Origin of the sequence: Mesorhizobium sp. Mes31 (assembly GCF_024519675.1) — a bacterium.
GTDB lineage: Bacteria > Pseudomonadota > Alphaproteobacteria > Rhizobiales > Rhizobiaceae > Mesorhizobium.
Window position 1 is genome coordinate 34,881 of the sequence record NZ_JALJRL010000015.1, and the last position, 19,628, is coordinate 54,508.

The 19,628-nt window shown below is 62.1% G+C and carries 23 protein-coding genes; 11 read left to right on the forward strand and 12 right to left on the reverse strand.

Annotation, left to right across the window (positions count from 1 at the left end):
• Positions 1-62 precede the first annotated feature (62 nt).
• On the reverse strand, positions 63-329 hold the full coding sequence (locus NR193_RS23335) for a hypothetical protein (protein WP_256753109.1): 267 nt from the start codon (positions 327-329) through the stop codon (positions 63-65).
• Between the two features lie 570 nt (positions 330-899).
• Between NR193_RS23335 and corA the strand changes: the two genes are divergently transcribed.
• The 3 genes from corA to NR193_RS23350 all read left to right on the forward strand — a co-directional run bounded on the left by corA (position 900) and on the right by NR193_RS23350 (position 2,929).
• Entirely contained in the window at positions 900-1,874 is a 975-nt protein-coding gene (corA, locus tag NR193_RS23340) for a magnesium/cobalt transporter CorA (protein ID WP_256753110.1), read from the forward strand.
• A gap of 126 nt (positions 1,875-2,000) precedes the next feature.
• A complete protein-coding gene (locus NR193_RS23345) occupies positions 2,001-2,462 on the forward strand; it encodes a MaoC family dehydratase (RefSeq protein ID WP_256753111.1) in 462 nt (153 codons plus the stop codon).
• The gene (locus tag NR193_RS23350; RefSeq protein WP_256753112.1) at positions 2,459-2,929 is read left to right on the forward strand and encodes a MaoC family dehydratase; all 471 of its coding nucleotides are present in this window, start codon (positions 2,459-2,461) and stop codon (positions 2,927-2,929) included. The genes NR193_RS23345 and NR193_RS23350 overlap by 4 nt, the downstream gene beginning before the upstream one ends.
• A 158-nt stretch (positions 2,930-3,087) precedes the next feature.
• Here the strand turns inward: NR193_RS23350 and NR193_RS23355 are convergent, their stop codons facing one another.
• The 5 genes from NR193_RS23355 to petA form a co-directional block, all read right to left on the reverse strand.
• The gene (locus tag NR193_RS23355; RefSeq protein WP_256753113.1) at positions 3,088-3,633 is read right to left on the reverse strand and encodes an adenine phosphoribosyltransferase; all 546 of its coding nucleotides are present in this window, start codon (positions 3,631-3,633) and stop codon (positions 3,088-3,090) included.
• Between the two features lie 182 nt (positions 3,634-3,815).
• On the reverse strand, positions 3,816-4,961 hold the full coding sequence (locus NR193_RS23360) for an alpha-hydroxy acid oxidase (RefSeq protein WP_256753114.1): 1,146 nt from the start codon (positions 4,959-4,961) through the stop codon (positions 3,816-3,818).
• A 194-nt stretch (positions 4,962-5,155) separates the two neighbouring features.
• Positions 5,156-6,013, reverse strand: coding sequence for a cytochrome c1 (locus NR193_RS23365; RefSeq protein WP_256753115.1), 858 nt, complete (start codon positions 6,011-6,013; stop codon positions 5,156-5,158).
• 27 nt (positions 6,014-6,040) lie between these two features.
• Positions 6,041-7,342 carry a cytochrome b N-terminal domain-containing protein gene (locus NR193_RS23370; protein WP_256753116.1) on the reverse strand — a complete coding sequence of 434 codons (1,302 nt, stop codon included), beginning with the start codon at positions 7,340-7,342 and terminating at the stop codon, positions 6,041-6,043.
• Positions 7,343-7,358: 16 nt separating this feature from the next.
• The gene (gene petA / locus NR193_RS23375; RefSeq protein WP_091579102.1) at positions 7,359-7,919 is read right to left on the reverse strand and encodes a ubiquinol-cytochrome c reductase iron-sulfur subunit; all 561 of its coding nucleotides are present in this window, start codon (positions 7,917-7,919) and stop codon (positions 7,359-7,361) included.
• 314 nt (positions 7,920-8,233) lie between these two features.
• Here petA and NR193_RS23380 point away from each other — a divergent pair, with 314 nt between their 5' ends.
• Positions 8,234-8,578 (forward strand): cupin domain-containing protein, encoded by a 345-nt coding sequence (locus NR193_RS23380; RefSeq protein ID WP_256753117.1) that lies wholly within the window; start codon positions 8,234-8,236, stop codon positions 8,576-8,578.
• A 60-nt stretch (positions 8,579-8,638) separates the two neighbouring features.
• On the opposite strand, the gene NR193_RS23385 is transcribed toward NR193_RS23380, so the two are convergent.
• From NR193_RS23385 to NR193_RS23405, 5 genes are read right to left on the reverse strand one after another with little or no spacing between them, the layout of a single operon-like run.
• Positions 8,639-8,950 (reverse strand): DUF6665 family protein, encoded by a 312-nt coding sequence (locus tag NR193_RS23385; protein ID WP_256753118.1) that lies wholly within the window; start codon positions 8,948-8,950, stop codon positions 8,639-8,641.
• A 1-nt stretch (position 8,951) separates the two neighbouring features.
• Positions 8,952-9,431, reverse strand: a complete 480-nt coding sequence (locus NR193_RS23390) for a GNAT family N-acetyltransferase (RefSeq protein WP_256753119.1) — start codon at positions 9,429-9,431, stop codon at positions 8,952-8,954.
• A 3-nt stretch (positions 9,432-9,434) separates the two neighbouring features.
• A complete protein-coding gene (locus NR193_RS23395; protein WP_256753120.1) occupies positions 9,435-11,318 on the reverse strand; it encodes an ABC transporter ATP-binding protein in 1,884 nt (627 codons plus the stop codon).
• A complete protein-coding gene (locus NR193_RS23400) occupies positions 11,315-13,201 on the reverse strand; it encodes an ABC transporter ATP-binding protein (RefSeq protein WP_256753121.1) in 1,887 nt (628 codons plus the stop codon). The genes NR193_RS23395 and NR193_RS23400 overlap by 4 nt, the downstream gene beginning before the upstream one ends.
• A 29-nt stretch (positions 13,202-13,230) precedes the next feature.
• On the reverse strand, positions 13,231-13,812 hold the full coding sequence (locus NR193_RS23405; protein WP_256753122.1) for a hypothetical protein: 582 nt from the start codon (positions 13,810-13,812) through the stop codon (positions 13,231-13,233).
• 284 nt (positions 13,813-14,096) lie between these two features.
• On the opposite strand from NR193_RS23405, the gene NR193_RS23410 reads away from it, so the two are divergent.
• Together NR193_RS23410 and soxR are read left to right on the forward strand one after the other, a co-directional pair.
• Positions 14,097-14,555 (forward strand): tRNA (cytidine(34)-2'-O)-methyltransferase, encoded by a 459-nt coding sequence (locus NR193_RS23410; RefSeq protein WP_256753123.1) that lies wholly within the window; start codon positions 14,097-14,099, stop codon positions 14,553-14,555.
• Between the two features lie 116 nt (positions 14,556-14,671).
• Complete coding sequence (soxR, locus tag NR193_RS23415; RefSeq protein ID WP_256753124.1) at positions 14,672-15,115, forward strand: redox-sensitive transcriptional activator SoxR; 444 nt, start codon at positions 14,672-14,674, stop codon at positions 15,113-15,115.
• A gap of 27 nt (positions 15,116-15,142) precedes the next feature.
• On the opposite strand, the gene NR193_RS23420 is transcribed toward soxR, so the two are convergent.
• Positions 15,143-15,400, reverse strand: a complete 258-nt coding sequence (locus tag NR193_RS23420; RefSeq protein WP_256753125.1) for a hypothetical protein — start codon at positions 15,398-15,400, stop codon at positions 15,143-15,145.
• Positions 15,401-15,569: 169 nt separating this feature from the next.
• On the opposite strand from NR193_RS23420, the gene hemF reads away from it, so the two are divergent.
• The 5 genes from hemF (at position 15,570) to NR193_RS23445 (ending at position 19,425) form a co-directional block, all read left to right on the forward strand.
• Positions 15,570-16,484, forward strand: coding sequence for an oxygen-dependent coproporphyrinogen oxidase (gene hemF, locus NR193_RS23425; protein WP_256753126.1), 915 nt, complete (start codon positions 15,570-15,572; stop codon positions 16,482-16,484).
• A gap of 312 nt (positions 16,485-16,796) precedes the next feature.
• Entirely contained in the window at positions 16,797-17,057 is a 261-nt protein-coding gene (locus NR193_RS23430; RefSeq protein WP_256753127.1) for a DUF1344 domain-containing protein, read from the forward strand.
• Positions 17,058-17,286: 229 nt separating this feature from the next.
• Positions 17,287-17,472, forward strand: a complete 186-nt coding sequence (locus NR193_RS23435) for a DUF1059 domain-containing protein (RefSeq protein ID WP_091579087.1) — start codon at positions 17,287-17,289, stop codon at positions 17,470-17,472.
• Positions 17,473-17,779: 307 nt separating this feature from the next.
• Positions 17,780-18,358 (forward strand): hypothetical protein, encoded by a 579-nt coding sequence (locus tag NR193_RS23440; protein WP_256753128.1) that lies wholly within the window; start codon positions 17,780-17,782, stop codon positions 18,356-18,358.
• Positions 18,359-18,540: 182 nt separating this feature from the next.
• The gene (locus tag NR193_RS23445) at positions 18,541-19,425 is read left to right on the forward strand and encodes a S8 family serine peptidase (RefSeq protein WP_256753129.1); all 885 of its coding nucleotides are present in this window, start codon (positions 18,541-18,543) and stop codon (positions 19,423-19,425) included.
• The last annotated feature ends 203 nt before the right edge of the window (positions 19,426-19,628 follow it).

The following is a 19,628-nucleotide window of genomic DNA, read 5'->3' on the forward strand; positions in this document are numbered from 1 at the left end:
GCACTCCTCCCAACGGACGAAACGTCCGCGATGAAAACGATCCTAAATTTGCAGTCCGGAAACTAGTTTCGTACTGAAGCGCTCCCTGCCCGGCTTCGCCGGAAGAAATGCACAAGCGCAATGCCAATTGCGAGGCCAAGCGCCGCTTCGCTGAAATCAATCAGGAAATAGACCCAACTGAGCTGGATCTCCCCGCTCAGTATAGTGGCGAAAGCGCCTGCCGCGAAGACCGCAAGAATGGCAAGCACGGAACGCATCCGGCCAACCGAGGTGCACCAGACCAGTGCTCCTAATACAGATCCAAGGATTACCGGTACGATTTCGTCCATTGGGCAAACCCTCCAGTTTTGCCGACTGTTTCGAGTCGACAATCTTAAACGGCCAAACAGGATCAAAAAAATCGTATGATTACCCCAGTGTACTCTTTGCTATATTCGGTGTCACTAATGATTTTCGCACATTATTATTTATAAATTTCTACTAACAACGGCCAGATGATTTTATTTTAACTTTAAGAAAATTGATATAAACTCGAAAGATACGGATTCCGGGCCGATTTAGGAATTACTTGAAAAGCAATGGCTTGAGCGCTTAGTCTTCACTATCGGCTAGCGCGCCGTTGCTGCGCTCCATCCCAACTGCGTGGCGTGCAGCATATAGGCCGACGGCGCAGGCGGCGATGCGGGCCACCAACTCCATGACATCGATCCCAACTTTGGCGCGGAGGCGATGGGCCGACCAGGTCCTGGCCAAGGATCGGCAGCGACGCCAGTGGCCGGATCACCTGTGCGCGCGATGGACCGTCGTTTCACACCGCTTGACTGCCCCTGGCGCCGGGTCTAAGGGCGGTCGCACTCGACCTGCAACGACCACGAGCGTCCCCAAAGGGAGACCCGACGATGATCAAGGCCTTCGTCGTCGACAATGATCGTCTGCGCGTCGTCGATGATCTCCTGGCAAGCGGCGACGCCGTCGTCTGGGCGGATCTTCTCAACCCGACCAAGGAAGAGGAAGCGTCGATCGAGAGCTGGCTTGGCGTGGCCATTCCAACGCGTGAGGAGATGGAGGAGATCGAGATTTCGAGCCGCCTCTATGTCGAGGACGGCGCCTACTTCATGACCGCCACCCTGCCTGCCCAGACCGAGGTCGACGATCCGCTGATGTCGCCGGTTACCTTCGTTCTCGCCGGCACGAGGCTGATCACCGTGCGCTACCACGAACCGAAGGCGTTCAAGACCTTTCCGCAGCGCGCCGAGAAAGTGGCGACTGGCTGCACCAGCGGCGACACCATCCTGATCGGCCTGCTGGAGGCGATCGTCGACCGCCTCGCCGATATCCTCGAACGCGCCGGCCGCGACATCGAGGCGATCTCGCGTGACATCTTCCAGGCAACCTCGACCAAGGTGTCCAAGCGCAACCGCGATTTCCAGGAACTCTTGAAGGCCATCGGCCGCAAGGAGGACATCGCCTCCTCGATCCGCGACAGCCTGATTTCGTTGCAGCGCCTCGCCGGTTTCTTCGCTCATGCCTCGACCCGGACCAAGATGAGCAAGGACACCAAGGCGCGCATCAAGACATTGTCGCGCGATGTGCTGTCGCTTGCCGACCATGCCACCTTCCTGTCGCAGAAGATTTCCTTCCTGCTCGACGCCACGCTCGGCATGATCTCGATCGAGCAGAACGCCATCATCAAGATCTTCTCGGTCGCCGCCGTCATCTTCCTGCCGCCGACGCTGGTCGCCTCGATCTATGGCATGAATTTCGATGTCATCCCCGAGTTGAAGTGGGAGCTGGGCTATCCCTTCGCCATTGCCATGATGGTGCTGTCGGCGATCCTGCCCTTCTGGTATTTCCGCCGCCGCGGCTGGCTCTGATCACGCTGTTGGCGGTTGGGTGCCGACAGGCTGGCGCAGTAGAAATCGCTTGACCAAATGCCCTCCGGCCTGCATCCGGAAACCCCCATCCTGGGGATCGCGGGTTCCTGAGCCGGATTTCAGACCATGACTGCAAAAACCTGGACCTACGAGGATTTCGTCGAGGGCACGTCACTCGACCTCGGCACCAAGCTGGTGAGCGCCGCCGAAATCATCGAATTCGCGCAGGAGTTCGACGCCCAGCCGATGCATCTCGACGAGGAAGCCGGCAAGGCCAGCATCCTCGGCGGGCTGGCGGCCTCCGGCTGGCATACCTGCGCCATGTTCATGCGCATGCTGTGCGATGCGTTCCTGCTGGACTCGACCTCGCAAGGCGCGCCTGGCGTCGACTACGTCAAGTGGAAGAAGCCGGTGCTGGCCGGTGACACGCTTTCCGGCAACACCACCGTGCTTGCCAGGCGCGTATCCAGGTCCAAGCCGCAGATCGGGCTGGTCACCATGCGCAGCGAACTGTTCAACCAGCGCGGCGAAAGCGTCTTCGAATTCGAGAATACCTGCATGTTCCTGACCCGTGAGGCCATCGCGTGACCATCGACGAGTTCTTCTGCATCGGCACCACCGTCACGCTCGGCTCGCACAAATTCGAGCCCGAGGCGATCAAGGCATTCGCCAGGAAATACGACCCTCAGGTCTTCCACGTCGACGAGGAGGCCGCAAGGGACAGCGTGCTTGGCAGCCTGTGCGCCTCCGGCTGGCACACCGCCGCAACCTGGATGAGGTACAATCTCGAAAAACGCATGGACGCCGAGGGCGCTGAGTGGAACGGTCCTGGCCCGATGCCCGAATTCGGCCCCTCGCCCGGCTTCAAGAACCTCAAATGGCCGAAGCCCGTCTATGCTGGCGAAACCGTCACGTTTACCCGGACGGCGCTTTCCCACCGCCCGATCGCCTCACGTCCCGGCTGGCGGCTGCTGGCGCTGCGTTCGGAAGCTTTCGATTCGACCGGCGACAAGGTGCTCGAGTTCGAAAGCGCCGTGCTGGTGAAGGTGGAGTAGTCTCTTGCTTCGCCCCGTTTGCGGGTGCCCGAAGGGCGGATGAGGGCGGCACCAGCGCTGGTGACCGTGTTGCCTGCCTGCCCTTCGCTATAGCTCCGGGCGTTCGAGACCTTCGACAGGTCCACTGGACCTTTCAATTTGCCATCGGCAAACCGGTCTCAAACCCCCTCGAACCCGATCAGCGTCCTCACCGGCACGCCGAGCGCTTCCAGCTTGGCGCGGCCGCCGAGATCCGGCAGGTCGATGACGAAACAGGCGGCAAGGATATCGGCGCCGATCTGGCGCAGCAGCTTGACCGCGGCCTCCGCCGTGCCGCCGGTGGCGATCAGATCGTCGACCAGGATCACCTTCTCGCCCGGTGAAACGCCGTCCTTGTGCATCTCCATCTCGTCCAGCCCGTATTCCAGGCTGTAGGCGACGCGCACCGTTTCGAAAGGCAATTTGCCCTTCTTGCGGATCGGCACGAAACCGGCCGAAAGCTGATGGGCGACGGCGCCGCCAAGGATGAAACCGCGCGCTTCGATACCGGCGATCTTGTCGATCTTCTGGCCGGCATAGGGATGCACCAGCTCGTCGATGGCGCGGCGGAAAGCGCGCGCATTGCCGAGCAGCGTGGTGATGTCGCGAAACAGGATGCCGGGCCTGGGATAGTCGGGAATGGTGCGGATCGCGGCAAGCAGCGTGTCTTCGAGCGAAGGTTTCATGGGGCGGCTCCGGATGATCCAGGTTCGGCTGACAGGTACAAGCTGCCGCGAGGGTCGGTCGTAACCCCTCGCGACCGACAACGGCTAGCGCGATGCGGCCGTCGAGACAAGCGCATCCGGCAAAGGATTGGCCTCGCCGGCGTGGCGATCTTCCGCATCCATGCGGGCCCCTTCCCTGCCGGCTACCGGAAACGCAGGTTCTTGCGTGACAATTGTTCGATCGAACTGCAGCCCATCAGCTTCATGCCGCGTTCGATCTCGACCCGCATCTGTTCGAGCGCCCGTTCGACGCCCGGCTGGCCGGCCGCCGCGAGCGGGAACAGATAGTAGCGCCCGACGCCGACAGCCTTGGCGCCGAGCGACAGCGCCTTCAGCACATGCGTGCCGCGCTGCACGCCACCATCCATGATGACGTCGATCTGGTCGCCGACCGCATCGACGATCTCGGCTAGCTGGTCGAAAGCCGCCCGCGAGCCATCCAGCTGCCGGCCGCCATGATTCGACAGCACGATGCCGCTGCAGCCGATCTCGACGGCACGCCTGGCGTCCTCCACCGACATGATGCCCTTGAGGCAAAAGGGACCCGACCACAGCCTGACCATCTCGGCGACGTCGTCCCACGTCATCGACGGGTCGAGCATCTCGGTGAAGTAGCGGCTGATCGACATCGTGCCGCCGCCCATGTCGACATGCTCGTCCAGTTGCGGCAGCTTGAACCCCTCATGGGTGAAATAGTTGATCGCCCAGGCCGGCTTGATCGCGAACTGCAGCATTCCGGCGAGGTTGAGCTTGAAGGGAATGGCAAAGCCGGTGCGCTTGTCCCGTTCGCGGTTTCCCCCCGTAATGCTGTCGACGGTCAGCATCATCACTTCGACGCCAACCTCCTTGGCCCGCTGCATCATTGCCCTGTTGAGGCCGCGGTCCTTGTGGAAATAGAACTGATAGACCTGTGGGCCGCTGCTGATCTTGCGCGCCTCCTCGAGGCTGACGGTGCCAAGCGAGGAGACGCCGAACATCGTCCCGTATTTGGCCGCGGCCCTGGCGACCGCGCGCTCGCCCTGATGATGGAACAGCCGCTGCAAGGCGGTCGGCGAGCAATAGACCGGCATCGCCAGCTTCTGGCCCATGACCGTGACCGACATGTCGATCTCGCTCACCCCGCGCAGGACGTTGGGAACCAGGTCGCAGGTCTCGAAGCTTTTGGTGTTGCGGCGATAGGTGACCTCATCGTCGGCCCCGCCGTCGATATAGTCGAAGATCGGCCCCGGCAGCCGCCGTTGCGCCATGCGGCGGAAGTCTGAAAAATTGTGACAGTCGCGCAGCCGCATCATCGAATTCCAAACGCCATGTCGTTGACGATCCTTCGCCACTGATCCTGCGTGGCATACCAATCACATGGCGCCGTGCCAACGGACTTGTTCGACCAAGACGGCAACGACTGCTCCGTCGCCGGCAATGCCCGCTCCAGCAAGCAAAAAGGGCGCCTTCCGGCGCCCTTGCATGATCGCTCCGTCGGCGCGGCTTAGTGCGCCACGCCTTCCCATACCTTGCGCTTGGTGAGATAGACCAGCGCGCCGAAAAGCAGCAGGAACACCAGCACGCGGAAGCCGGTCTTCTTGCGGTCTTCCATGTGCGGCTCGGCCGCCCACATCAGGAAAGCCGACACGTCGCGGGAATACTGATCGATCGTCTGCGGCGAACCGTCGTCATAGGTCACCTGGCCGTCGGAGAGCGGCTTGGGCATCTTCAGCGACACGCCGGACATGAAGTACGGATTGTAGTGGGTGCCTTCCGGGATGACCATTCCGGCCGGCGGCGTCTGGTCGTAACCGGTCAGCAGCGAATGGATATAGTCGGGGCCGCCGGCATCGTACTGGGTGAAGATGTCGAAGACGAATTGCGGAAAGCCGCGCTCGACGCCGCGCGCCTTGGCCAGCAGCGACATGTCGGGCGGGGCAGCGCCGCCATTGGAGGCAGCGGCGGCTTCCTCGTTGGCGAATGGCGCCGGGAAATGGTCCGACGGCTTGCCGGGGCGGTCGAACATGTCGCCGGCATCGTTGGGACCGTCATGGATCGTGTATTCGGCCGACAGCGTCTTGATCTGGGCCTCGGAATAGCCAAGGTCCGAAAGCGTGCGGAACGCCACCAAATTCATCGAATGGCAGGCCGAGCAGACTTCCTTGTAGACCTTCAGGCCGCGCTGCAGCTGCGCCTTGTCATAGGTGCCGAACGGGCCGGTGAAGCTCCAGCTCATTTCCTTCGGCTCGTTGATCGGGAAATGCGTCGGCGCGGCCGCGTTGTGTGCCTCTTCGGCCGCGATCGCTCCGGTGCCGGCGGCCACAAGGCCAATCAGCGCCAGCGAGGTGAGAATCTTCTTCATGCCAAATCCCCTTAGATTCTCTACCGCTCAGCCCTTGGTCTCTGGCGCGGCCGTGGCGCCCGCCGGATGTCCGCTGCCGCCCTTGTTCTTCTCGAGCACAGCCTCGGTGATCGAGTTCGGCAGCCTTCGCGGCGTCTCGATCAGGCCGAGCACCGGCAGCACGATCAGGAAGAAGGCGAAGTAGAACAGCGTTGCCATCTGCGCCATGAACACATAGCTGCCCTCCGCCGGCTGCGAGCCGAGCCAGCCAAGCAGGATGGCATCGGCCACGAACAGCCAGAAGAACAGCTTGTACCAAGGCCGGTAAACCGCCGAGCGCACCTTCGAGGTGTCGAGCCACGGCACCAGGAACAGCATGGCGATGGCGCCGAACATGCACAGCACGCCGCCGAGCTTGGAGTTGATCGGCCCGACGTTGAAGGTGATGGCGCGCAGGATCGCGTAGAACGGCAGGAAGTACCATTCCGGCACGATGTGGGCCGGGGTCTTCAGCGGGTTGGCGACCGTGTAGTTGTCCGGGTGGCCGAGATAGTTCGGCAGGTAGAAGACGAAATAGGCGAAGAAGAACAGGAACACGATCATGCCGAACGCGTCCTTGATGGTCGCGTAGGGAGTGAAGGCGACGGTGTCGGTCTTCGACTTGACCTCGATGCCGGTCGGGTTCGACTGGCCCACGACATGCAGCGCCCAGACGTGCAGCACGACGACGCCGGCAATCATGAACGGCAGCAGATAGTGCAGCGAGAAGAAGCGGTTGAGCGTCGGATTGTCGACGGCGAAGCCGCCGAGCAGCAGCTGCTGGATCCAGTCGCCAACCAGCGGAATGGCGCTGAAGAAACCGGTGATGACGGTGGCGCCCCAGAAGCTCATCTGGCCCCATGGCAGCACGTAGCCCATGAAGCCGGTCGCCATCATCAGCAGGTAGATGATGCAGCCGAGGATCCAGAGCAACTCGCGCGGCGCCTTGTAGGAGCCGTAATAGAGGCCACGGAAGATGTGGATGTAGACGGCGACGAAGAAGAACGAGGCGCCGTTCGAATGCAGGTAGCGCAGCAGCCAGCCCGAATTCACGTCGCGCATGATCTTCTCGACCGAGCCGAAGGCAAGATTGGTGTCGGCCGTGTAGTGCATGGCCAGCACGATGCCGGTCAGGATCTGCGCCACCAGCATGATCGACAGGATACCGCCGAACGTCCACGCATAGTTGAGGTTGCGCGGCACTGGATAGGCGACGAAGCTGTCATAGACCAGCCGCGGCAGCGGCATGCGGGCGTCGAACCAGCGTCCGAGACCGGTCTTGGGCGTATAGGTCGAGTGTCCCTCGCTCATCGAAATATCCCCTGCCTCAACCGATAAGGATCTTGGTATCGGAAATGAACTTGAATACCGGCACTGCCATGTTCTCGGGCGCCGGACCTTTGCGGATGCGGCCGGCCGTATCGTATTGCGAGCCGTGGCACGGGCAGAACCAGCCGCCGAAATCGCCTTCCTGGCCGAGCGGGATGCAGCCCAGATGCGTACAGACCTGAACCATCACCATCCAGGCTTCCTTGCCGGGCGTGGTGCGGTTGGCGTCGGTCGCCGGGGCATCGGCAGGCAGATTGGCGTTGCGCGCGATCGGATCCTTGAGATCGGCGAGCTTGACGGCCTCGCCGTCCTTCATTTCCTGTTCGGTGCGGTTGCGCACCACGACCGGCTTGCCGCGCCACTTGACGATCAGCGACATGCCCGGCGTCAGCGAGGAGACGTCGACCTCGACCGAGGCGAGCGCCAGCGTCGAGGCATCGGGGCGCATCTGGTCGATGAACGGCCATGCGAAGGCACCCGCGCCGACCACCGCGGCCATGCCGGTGGCGACGTAGAGAAAGTCTCGACGGTTGGGATCGTGGATGTCGGTTGCGCTCACGGGTGCCTGATCCTTTCGCCTCTTCCGCGCCGGTGGCCGAGCCTTGTTCCCCGCTCATTCACGCCAACCCGACAGCGCATGGCGAACAGGCTAGCGAATTCCTCCGGCATTTGGACTTCGGTTTATGCGTGAAGCCCGTTTTTGTCCAGACGGGTGAAGGCACATGGGCAGATTGTCGCGGGGACAAAATCCGCCATCGGGTAAAGCGACGTCGAATAGCCGTCGAACATCGTTAAACAACCGGGAAACAACCGCAAATCCGGTGTTCTCGTTTGCCTCGACACAAGACGCCGGTGTGATCTATCCTTGGCCGCATGGCGCATGTCATCGATCGCGAGGAATGGGCTGTTCGCTCCGACCACTGGAAGGGCGAACTGCAATGCGGCGCCTACGGCTCCAACTCCTGCCTGATCTTCAACTATCTGCCCGACATGGGCGGCGGCCCGCGGCTGCACACGCATCCCTACGCAGAGATCTTCATCATCCGCCAGGGAACCGCCCTGTTCACGGTCGGCGACCAGGAGTTCGAGGCCTCCGCCGGCCAGATCCTGATCGTTCCACCCAACACGCCACACAAATTCACCAATCTCGGCCCGGGTCCGCTGGAAACGACCGACATCCACGAGAACGGTGCGTTCATCACCAAATGGCTGGAGTGACCCTGATCCCGAAAAGTGGAACCCTGTTTTCGGCAAAGATCATGGTCAAACAAAACAGACCTATTTCGCGCCGAGCCTGACTAGCACTGCTTTCGGGATGTTGTATTCGCGGATGACGCCATCGTGCTTTCGCAACCCGCACAGCTCGCGCTGGATGAAATAGCCGTGAACCGCCTCTGCGGCCTCCTTGAGAAGCCGGGGGCGCAGGTGTTCGTCGGCATTGTCGCGCAGCCGGGCCAGCGTTTCCTCGACCCGCTGGCCGGCGCGGCCCAGTGCCGCCGCCTTCTCGGCCAGGATCTCATGGCCGAGTGCGTCGAAGGCGGCTTCGGCGGCCGAGGTGCCGGCAAGACGAGATGGCGGACGCAAGGACATTTCAGCTCCCTTTCCCGAAAATCATGCGGTGCGTGACGAATTCTTCGCCTTCCACGCGATGAAAGCCAAGCCGTTCATAGAAGACGAAGGCTTCTTGCGGGGCGCGGGTGTTCAGCGCGGCAAAATAGTGACGTGCCCTGTCGATGACCGTCTCGACCAGCATCCGGCCAAGGCCGCTGCGGCGGTGACGCGCACTGACGAACAGATGCCGGACCCGCCCTTGGTCCCTGCCCTCGAAATAAGGATCGATGTTCAGCCCGCATACGCCGGCGAGTTCCTTGCCATGCCATGCCCCGAACAGCACCTCGCCGCGCTTCAGGAACCTGTTGCTGCCCTTGGCCCAGCCATCCGCCAGGCGCACCAGCATCCAATAGCCTTCCGAGCGGCTCTCGTCCTTCAGCGTGTCAAAGCCCGGCATGGTTGGCCGAAGCCGCTTGAGCACATAGCCGACCCTTGGGCCGGCCTCTGGCGATGCACCCATGCCCTACTCTGCCGGCCGCGTCTCTTCGAGCACGCTGTCCTCGTGATAGAGGAAGCCGCCGGACTGCCGCTTCCACAGTCGCGCATAAAGCCCGTCCAGCGCCACCAGCTCGTCATGCGTGCCTTGTTCGACGATGCAGCCGCCGTCGAGCACCACGAGGCGGTCGAGTGCGGCGATCGTCGACAGCCTATGGGCGATGGCGATGACCGTCTTGTGCTCCATCAGCCTGCTGAGATTCTCCTGGATCGCCGCCTCGATGTCGGAATCGAGCGCCGAAGTCGCCTCGTCGAGAATCAGGATCGGCGCATCCTTGAGGAAGACACGGGCGATCGCCACGCGCTGGCGCTGGCCGCCCGACAACTTGACACCGCGTTCGCCGACAAAGGCCTCGTAGCCGGCACGGTCCCTGTTGTCGCGCAAGCCAAGGATGAAGTCGTGCGCCTCGGCCTTCTTCGCCGCGGCGATCACTTGCGCGTCGGTCGCATCGGGCATGCCGAGCTTGATGTTGTCGCGCAGCGAGCGGTGGAACAGTGCGGTGTCCTGGCTGACGACGCCGATATTGGCACGCAACGAATTCTGCGTAACCTTGGAGACGTCCTGGCCATCGATGGTGATGGATCCGCCTTCTAGATCGTAAAGCCGCAGGATCAGGTTGGCGAGCGTCGTCTTGCCGGCGCCGGACGGTCCGACCAGGCCGACCTTTTCGCCGGGCCGCACCACGAGGTCGATGCCGTTGAGCACGCCGAACCCCTTGCCATAGTGGAACTCGACCTTCTTCACGTCGATGCGTCCGCCGGCCACGACAAGCTCCTTCGCGTCGGGCGCATCGGTGAGGCCGAGCGGCTGCGAGATCAGCGCCTTGGAATTTTCCAGCACGCCGAGGTTCCGCAGGATGCTGTTGAGCTGCATCATCAACCGGCCGAGCAGCATGTTGAGCCGCAGCACCAGCGACAGCGTGAAGGCGACCGCGCCGACGGTGATCGAGCCCTCGACCCAGAGATAGACGGCAAAGCAGCCGATCGCCGTGATCATGATGCCCGACAGCGTCGTCAGCGCCATGCGCACGCCGGTCAGCCGGCGGGTGAAGGGACGCAGCGCGTCGAGATAGATGTCGAAGCCGTTCCTGATGTAGCGGTCGTCGCCGTCGGCCGCGAACAGCTTCAGCGTCTGCACGTTGGAATAGGAATCGACGATGCGGCCGTTGATCATCGAGCCCGCCTCGGCGGTTGCCTCGGCATGCTTGCGGATTGCCGGCAGATAGAGCTTGGCCAGCCAGCCGAACGCGGCGATCCAGATCACCACCAGCACCGCAAGCCTGAGATCGAGCCCCGCGACCAGCGCCAGCGTCGTCACCGTGTAGACGACCATGAACCAGACGACCTCGATGAAGCTCTCCATCAGGTCGCCGGTGGCTTGCCCGGCCTGCCAGACCTTGGTGGCGATACGGCCCGCGAAATCGTTCTGGAAGAAGGCGTAGGACTGGCGCGACACATGGCGATGAGCCTGCCAGCGCACCAGATTGTAGAAACCGGGCGTGATCGTCTGTTCGTCGACCAGCGCCGACAGCCCGACGACGATGGTGCGGATGACCAGCACCACCGCGATCATGAACACCAGTTCAGGACCGGCGGCATTCCACAGCGCATGCCAGCTGCGTTCTCCGGGAAGCTGGTCGAGAATATCGACCAGCCGCCCGACGAAGTAGAACAGGCCGGCCTCGACCAGCGGCGCGATGCCGCCGATGACCAGCATGGCGAAGAAGGCGAACTTCGCCTGGCCGACATAGTGCCAGAGAAACCCGCCAACGCTCGATGGTGGCCGAAGGTTCGCCGGCTCCCTGAACGGATAGACCCAGTTCTCGAACCAGCGATAGACGGCAATCATCATTCGGCAGCTTGGCCCTTTGCAAGTGCGTCATTGGCGGCGTCGGCCGGGCCGTCCTCGAGCAGGAACCCGCCCGATTGGCGCTGCCAGAGCTGCGCGTAGAGCCCGCCCTTGGCGACGAGTTCCTCGTGCGAACCTTCCTCGATGACACGACCCTTGTCCATCACCACCAGCCTGTCCATCGCCGCGATGGTCGACAGCCGGTGCGCGATGGCGATGACGGTCTTGCCTTGCATGAGCTTGTAGAGATTCTCCTGGATCGCCGCCTCGGCTTCGGAATCCAGCGCCGACGTCGCCTCGTCAAGGATAAGTATGGGTGCGTCCTTCAACATAACGCGAGCAATGGCGATGCGCTGCCGCTGGCCGCCGGACAATTTGACGCCGCGATCGCCGACATGGGCATCGAACCCCTTGCGGTCATTGGCATCCGAAAGCCCGGCAATGAAATCCAGCGCCTCGGCGCGCCGTGCTGCCTCGACAAGCAACGCTTCGCTGGCGTCGGGCCGGCCATAGAGGATGTTCTCGCGCACCGACCGATGCAGCAGCGAGGTGTCCTGCGTGACCATGCCGATCTGCGCACGCAGCGAATCCTGCTTGACCGCCGCGATCTCCTGGCCGTCGATCAGGATCTTTCCGCTTTCAAGATCGTAGAAACGCAAGAGAAGGTTGACCAGCGTCGACTTGCCGGCGCCCGAGCGGCCGACAATGCCAACCTTCTCGCCCGGCTTCACCGCCAGCGACAGGTTTTCGATCACGCCTTTCTGCTTGCCGTAGTGGAAGCGGATATCCTCGAACCGGATCTCACCCCTGGAAACGGTGATGTCCTTTGCATCGGGCCTGTCCTCGACCAGCCGCGGCAGCGAGATCGAGGCGATGCCGTCCTGGACCGTGCCGATGTTCTCGAACAGGCCCGACATTTCCCACATGATCCATTGCGACATGCCCCACATCCTGAGCACCAGGCCGATGACCACGGCGACCGCGCCGATCGTCACGGCTTGCCCAAGCCAAAGCCAAAGCGAGATGACGGTGACCGAGAACAAGAGCAACGCGTTCAGAATGTAGAGTGAGCCGAAAAGCACGGTCACCAGCCGCATCGACCGGTAGACCGTGTCGAGGAAGCCGGCCATGCCCTCCTTGGCGAAGGATGCTTCGCGGCGTGCGTGGCTGAACAGCTTGACCGTCTGGATGTTGCTGTAGCTGTCGACGACGCGGCCGGTCATGGTCGAACGTGCATTGGCCTGCTCCTCGCCGACCTTGCCCAGCCTGGGGATGAAGTAGCGCAGCAACAGGATGTAGCCGACCAGCCAGACGCCGAGCGGAGCGGCCAGACGCCAGTCGGCCGACCCGACGATGAACAGCATGCCGAGGAAATAGACGATGACGTAGTTCAAGACGTCGATCACCTTGATGACGCATTCGCGTACGGCGAGTGCCGTCTGCATCAGCTTGGTGGCGATGCGGCCGGCAAATTCGTCCTGGTAGAAGCTCATCGACTGCTTCAGCAGGTAGCGGTGCACCTGCCAGCGGATGCGCATGGGATAGTTACCCATCAGCGTCTGCTGGTTGAGCAGCGAATGCAGCCATACCGTGCCGGGCAGCGCGAACAGCACGATGAAGGCCATGCCGGCCAGCTTCCAACCCTCCGTCTGCAGGAAGGTTTCGCGGTTCTGGGCCGACAGCCAGTCGACGATGCGGCCGAGAAAGCCGAACATCCACACTTCCGCGATGGCGATGGCCGTCACCAGCACCGCATCGACAAGGATATAGGGCCAGGCGCCGCGCGTGTAGTGCAGGCAGAAGGCAACCAGCGTCCTGGGTGGCTCGACCGGTTCCGCTGCCGGGAACGGATCGAGCTTTTTTTCAAACCAGCTAAACAACAACATAGGTCATGCTCATGAAACCTGTTTTCCGCCTACGCGGCACGCGAACGTACGAAGTCCCCGGACCGCATGGCGTCGAGGGCCGACGGTCCGGAATCATCCGGACCGTCGGCCCTGCTTCGCGCAATATAGGGGTTCGCCGGCTTTTCGCCGACAGCCGCGCTTGACGATCCTGACGGCGAATTGTCCACGACCCGGATTTTCGGGCCGGGCCGGACCAGCCGGATGATCCGGCGCACCAGCGACGGCCGGCTCGGGTCGGGAACCGCGCGCGAGAAATCGACATCCGGCAGCATGCCAGGATGCGGGCGGCGGCGGACCTCGGCGTGAACAGCCGACGAATAGGTTTCGCCGATCAGCAGCGCCCAGGTCGGCAGCCGGTGGATATGCAGGCTCCTTGAGCCAGGTATTCTGTAGGGATCGAACATCGGTCCGTCCTCCGTATGAAAATAGAGATGAAAAGGCGAAGCAACATCGTCCGCCGGCATTCGGCCGGAGGCGCGCATTGCGTCGGTCTGGACACGACGACCGGCGTCGGTCTGGACACGACAGCACGTGTCGGTCTGGACACGTTCAGGCGGGGCGATCAGCCCCTTTGACAGTTTGAAAAACATCGCAGGATTCCTTCGGGTGCCGAAAAAGCGTTTCGGCGGGAATCGGTGCGATCAAGTCTTAGAGAGTCAGGAGAATCGTCGTACCGAAACCGCCAGCAGGCAGGTAAGCCCACGAGAGGGGCGCTGGATGTGCATGGTCATCATGAATTACCCCTCCATCGGTTCGGGTTGACAATGGACCTGACATACCCGACTTCGCAGAAAATGGCCACCCGCAGGTCCAGGAATTTCCAAAACCGCGAAGCCGCTGTGGCCGATCTGCCACTTATTAGAAGGACGCGGAAATGAACAATCGTCTCCGCATCGCGCTCTACCAGCCTGATATCGCCGGCAATACCGGCACAATCCTGCGCTTCGCCGCTTGCCTCGGGCTCGGCGTCGATGTCATCGAACCGGCCGGATTTCCGCTCTCCGACCGGGCGCTCAAGCGAGCCGGCATGGATTACCTCGAAATGGCTGACCTGACCCGGCATGTCGACTGGCACGCCTTCGAGGACTGGCGCAAGGCGGGTTCGCGCCGGCTGGTGCTGTTGTCGACCAAAGCCTCGACCGCTTATACGAGCTTCGCCTTCGCCAAGGGGGACATTCTCCTGTTCGGCCGCGAATCCGCAGGCGTGCCGGATCCTGTCCATCAGGCGGCGGATGCGCGGCTGACTATCCCCATGCAGGGCGCGGCGCGCAGCATCAACGTCGCGCTGTCCGTTGCCATGGTGGCGGGCGAAGCCATCCGGCAGCTCGGATAGGAGTTCGCCACCCGTCATCTTCACCCAGGCGCACATCGCCTTCTCCTTCGTTTGCACATCCAGGCTTTATTCGCTACAAGCTCAACTTAAGTTGAGGTCAAGCGGAAAAATCAGGGATGGCGCCGGTAACGGAATTGACGGTCGGCCAAGTGGCCGCGCGCAGCGGAGTGGCGGTGTCGGCACTGCATTTCTACGAGACCCGAGGCCTGATCCGCAGCCACCGCACATCGGGCAACCAGCGCCGCTACGGTCGCGACGTGCTGCGGCGGGTGGCGGTCATCAAGGTCGCGCAGGAGGTCGGCATCTCGCTGGCCGAGATCGGCGCGGCACTGGCTTCGCTGCCCGAGGGCCGCACGCCGACGCGCGACGACTGGAGCCTGCTGTCGACCGCCTGGCGCGACGGGCTCGACCACAAGATCGCCCAATTGAAGAAACTGCGCGACGGGCTGACCGACTGCATCGGTTGCGGCTGCATGTCGATCGACAAATGCCCGCTGAGGAACAAGGGCGACCGGCTGGCAAGGGAAGGCACCGGCGCAAGGCGACTGGTGGCGGGCTGAGCCCCCTTGCCGGGAGCACGCCGCGCTTCAGTCAGCCGCCGGCAATCGCCTGATGGTAAATTCGATGAGGTCCCCTGGCCGCTCGAACCAGCTTTCGATCTCGGTCCAGTAGGCCTGCTTGGGAAAGCGCTCGAACCATTCCTTGGCCTTGAGCCGCGCATCGGAGCGCGGCAGCAGGAAGGTCTCGCGCAGGAACCCGTCGCGCGGCATGCGCGCGCGCTCGGCACGGCTTTGGTCGAGCCTTTTCTTCAGGCCATCCAGCGGCGGTCTTGCCGGGGTGCGCACGAAACAACTCCTTGCACCGTAGCGCATGACCCCGAAATCGGAATCGAGTTTCGGAAAGGATCATGCGCGAAACCAAAGAGACTTGACCCTGTCCCTCAAGAGATTAGGGATCGCGCCGGCAAAAGACGAGTCATTTGTAGGACTCGCCGCCCGCAACCGGAGACGCCACTTGGAACGACCCGAAATACCGGCAGGCCTGCCCGCCGACATCGAACAGAAGAAGATGAAGGCGCGGTTGTGGTTCGAGGCGCTGCGCGAACGCATCTGCGCCGGGTTCGAACAGATCGAGCAGGATCTTGGGGGTCCGCTGGCCTCGTGGTCGCCAGGCCGTTTCGAAAAGACGCCCTGGGAACGCGACGAGGGTCGCGGTGGCGGCGGCACCATGTCGATGATGCATGGCCGCGTCTTCGAGAAGGTCGGCGTCCACACCTCGACCGTCTATGGCGAGTTCTCGCCCGAATTCAGAAAGCAGATGCCGGGCGCCGAGGAAGACCCGCGCTTCTGGGCATCCGGCATCTCTTTGATCGCGCACCCGTGGAACCCCAACGTTCCGGCCGTGCACATGAACACGCGCATGGTGGTCACATCCAGACAATGGTTCGGCGGCGGCGCCGATTTGACGCCGGTGCTCGACCGCCGCCGCAGCCAGGAAGATCCCGATACGGTCGCCTTCCATCGCGCCATGCAGTTTGCTTGCGAGAAGAACGCCACCGTCGCCGATTACCCGAAATTCAAGGCCTGGTGCGACGAGTACTTCTATCTGTCGCACCGCAACGAACCGCGCGGCACCGGCGGCATCTTCTTTGACTGGCTGCATTCGGGCGAGGACAGAGGCGGCTGGAATGCCGACTTCAACTTCGTCCAGGATGTCGGGCGCTCTTTTCTCGTCGTCTATGGTCATCTCGTGCGCGCCAATTTCAACGAGAACTGGACCGACGGCGACCGCGACGAACAGCTCATCCGTCGCGGCCGCTATGTCGAATTCAACCTGCTTCACGATCGCGGCACCATCTTCGGCCTGAAGACTGGCGGCAATGTCGCCTCCATCCTGTCCAGCCTGCCGCCCGAGGTTCGCTGGCCGTAACAAAACGGTGAGCAGGATGTGAGGTCGCATTGATGTCCCATTCGCCCGAAATGGGCATGGAATGTGGCGCACGCCGCCTCGAAAGATTTCTTTTTCGTCTAATAGGCGCTTGAAAAGACTGGCCTATCTGCCGGGCCGGGTCGGGAAGCGCCGGCGGTTCGCCAGAGCGCAATTCCGGGAAAGTGCGAAACGGTTTCCCGTTCGGAATTGCGCCAAGACAAGGCGAGCCGCGACCCGACGCGACCGGACGGCCCAGATGATGCGGGACATGCTCGTCAAAAGGATGCCCGCTCTTTCCAGGAGTACTTTCCAATGCGCAAGATCATTGTTTCGGTTGCCGCGGCTGCCCTTCTCGCTTCCGGTTCGGTGGCATTCGCCGCCGTCAAGCACACCACCGGGACGATCAAGACCTTCGACGCGACGGCCATGAGCCTTGTGCTCGATAACGGATCTACCTTTACGCTTCCCGAGACCTTCAAGAATCCTGGCCTGAAGGTCGGTGAAAAGGTCAGAGTCTCATGGGACATGAGCGGCAAGAACAAGGTTGCCGAGGCAGTCAAGATCGTGAAGTGATGGCCGGTCCGCCCGAGCAGGACGAGACGATCTCTGGCCCTGTTTTGGGGTAGCGTAAGAAGGCGGAGCAGCGCTGCTCCGCCTTTTGCCGTTGACCGCAACCAATACCACCCCATCTGTGTTATGCTGTCCGCCCGCTCGTGGTCCGAAGATCCAACCCTGGAATTGGACATGAGCCAAAAAACCCGGAGCCCCGACCAGGCTCCACGGAGGAAAAAGGAGAAATCCAATGAAGGAATTTCACTGCGGGTCGCTCGTTCCCGGCTGTGACTGGCACACACGTGCCGACGAAGAGGCCGAGGTCATGCGCCGTGCCGTCGATCACATGCGCGAAACGCACGGCGAGACGGTCATCCGCGAGACGATGATCGAGGCGATCCGTTCGCGCATCGAGAAGGTCCGCGACGCCGCGTAGGTTTTGCGCGGCCTGGGCTTGTCAGCTACGGCAAACGGGCACCAGCAGACAATGGACGTTGGCTGAGACGCCCGCGATGGGCGCTCGATGCCGTCGCGGGCGATCTGGGCAAGCGCGCCGCAGAAACGACGCGGCGCGGTGCAGGCCCTGCGGGGCCAAAAATCATATTTGCATCGGCTAAAATAAACACTGCGGTAACCGAACCCGTGCCACTGTCGGGCGGATAATCCGGCTACAGTAGGGCTGCAAGAGAAGCCCGTCGCCACCAGGCACTGGTCCGGAATCGGTGGGGCGAGGTGTTTCGCGCATGCGCGAAAGGTCCGGCAATCGAGTGAGTTTCCGCACGACGGCGCTGCTGCTGTACGGGCTCCTTGCGGCGTCTCCGGCGATTGCCCAGGAAATGACGACATCGCTGGTCGACGTCCATCAAGGCTCGCCGCTCAGCGATCGCGCGCGTGGCCTGGGCGACGGCGGTTATGAATTGCAGAACGGAAGCTGGGTATCGTTCACCCAATGGTACCACGCGAACTGGGTCGACATGCATGTCGACCTTTTGACCCAGATCACGCAGGACACCGGCATCCTTTGGGGATTTGGCACCGGAGAAGAAGGCGAGAAATATCGCATCGAGCCCAGCCTCAAGCTGGGTTTCCTCACGCAGATGCATCCGGGTCCGAACAGCACTCTTTCCTTGTCGCTCACCACGACCCTCGGCGGCAAGCTCACCGAAAAGCCCTGCGAAGCGAACTACGGCGATTTGGGCACCTACAGCGTCAATTGCCGGCTCGCGGCCAGCGAGATGGCGCCAGAGGAAACCTTGAAATATCTGGTTAACGCTAAACCGGAGAGCCAGCACCTCTGGCTGAATTACCGTGTTACTTTCTGATCGCCGGGAGGATGCAAATGAGAAAATCATCTCGCCCCGAAATTCGCGATCGCCCGTCTTGATTCTTGTTTGAACGGAGTAAGAGCATGTCAGGTAGTTGCTTGAAATTCGGTATCGCTACGGCTCTCACCATCCTGTCGGCGCCAATGGCGTCGGCACAGGAGGCGGTCAATGCGGACGAGATGGCCGCGCTGTGCCACGGCGGCGGCCTGTCCACATGCGTGAGCGCAACGATCCCTGCTGCGGGCACACAAGTGGTGCAGGGGTGGATGAGCCCCGACGTTGGCGCCGCTTGGGCTGCGGGATACAAGGGCAAGGGCGTCACGATTACCATCGTCGATGATTTCTCCAGTACGTCGCGCTTCTCCGGCAATTTCGGTGTCGGGGTTCAAAACCAGCGCCACGGTGAATGGACGCGCGAGGAAGCCGGCATGATCGCGCCCTTGGCGACCATCAGGTCGAAGGACTTCTCAACAAGCTCGGCCGTCAGCCTGGCGCCTGGCCTGAACGTGCTCAACCTGAGCTATGGCATGTACGCCAAAGCGGGCTACCGCCCGAACCAGATCGGATGGAGCCCCGAGGAAGCCTCCATCATCTCCTATGCCACCAAGGGAACGGCCGTTGTTTCGAAGGCAGCGGGCAACGATGCGGTTGCCGTGGGCGGTGTCGCGGGCGGTCAGCAGGACTATCTCGACCTCGCTTTGGTTGGCAAAGCCTCGGCGATCTTCGTCGGCGCATTATCCACGAATGGCACGACATCCAACAAGGCCCAGCTTGCCTGGTACTCCAACTATGCCGGCTCGAACACGCTTGTGCAAAGCCACTTCCTTGTGGTCGGTGTTACCGGAGACAAGACAGGCCTTTATGGCACCTCCTTCGCCGCGCCGATCATTTCGGGATACGCTGCGATCATCGGCAGCAAATTCACCAAGGCTACTGCGACGCAGATCACCAACGATCTGCTCAATACGGCCCGTACCGACACGCTGGTCAACTACAACGCCGCCGTCTATGGCAAGGGCGAGGCAAGCCTTTCGCGGGCCCTGGCTCCCGTAGCGATCAGGTAGACGAGCGATGCTTCGCCCGGTCAAATCGCCGCCTCGGTCATGGTGGTTCTGATCGGCGACGTCAGACCGCAGGCACGGCCGTCCGGCCAGGCTCTGGAGCAATTCCAGGAAAAATGTGGAACGGTTTTTCCGAGAAAAGCGCGTAGCGCTTTCCTTGGGGAATTGCGTCAAAACAAAGAGTTAGAGCGGTTTGCCGTTTCGGT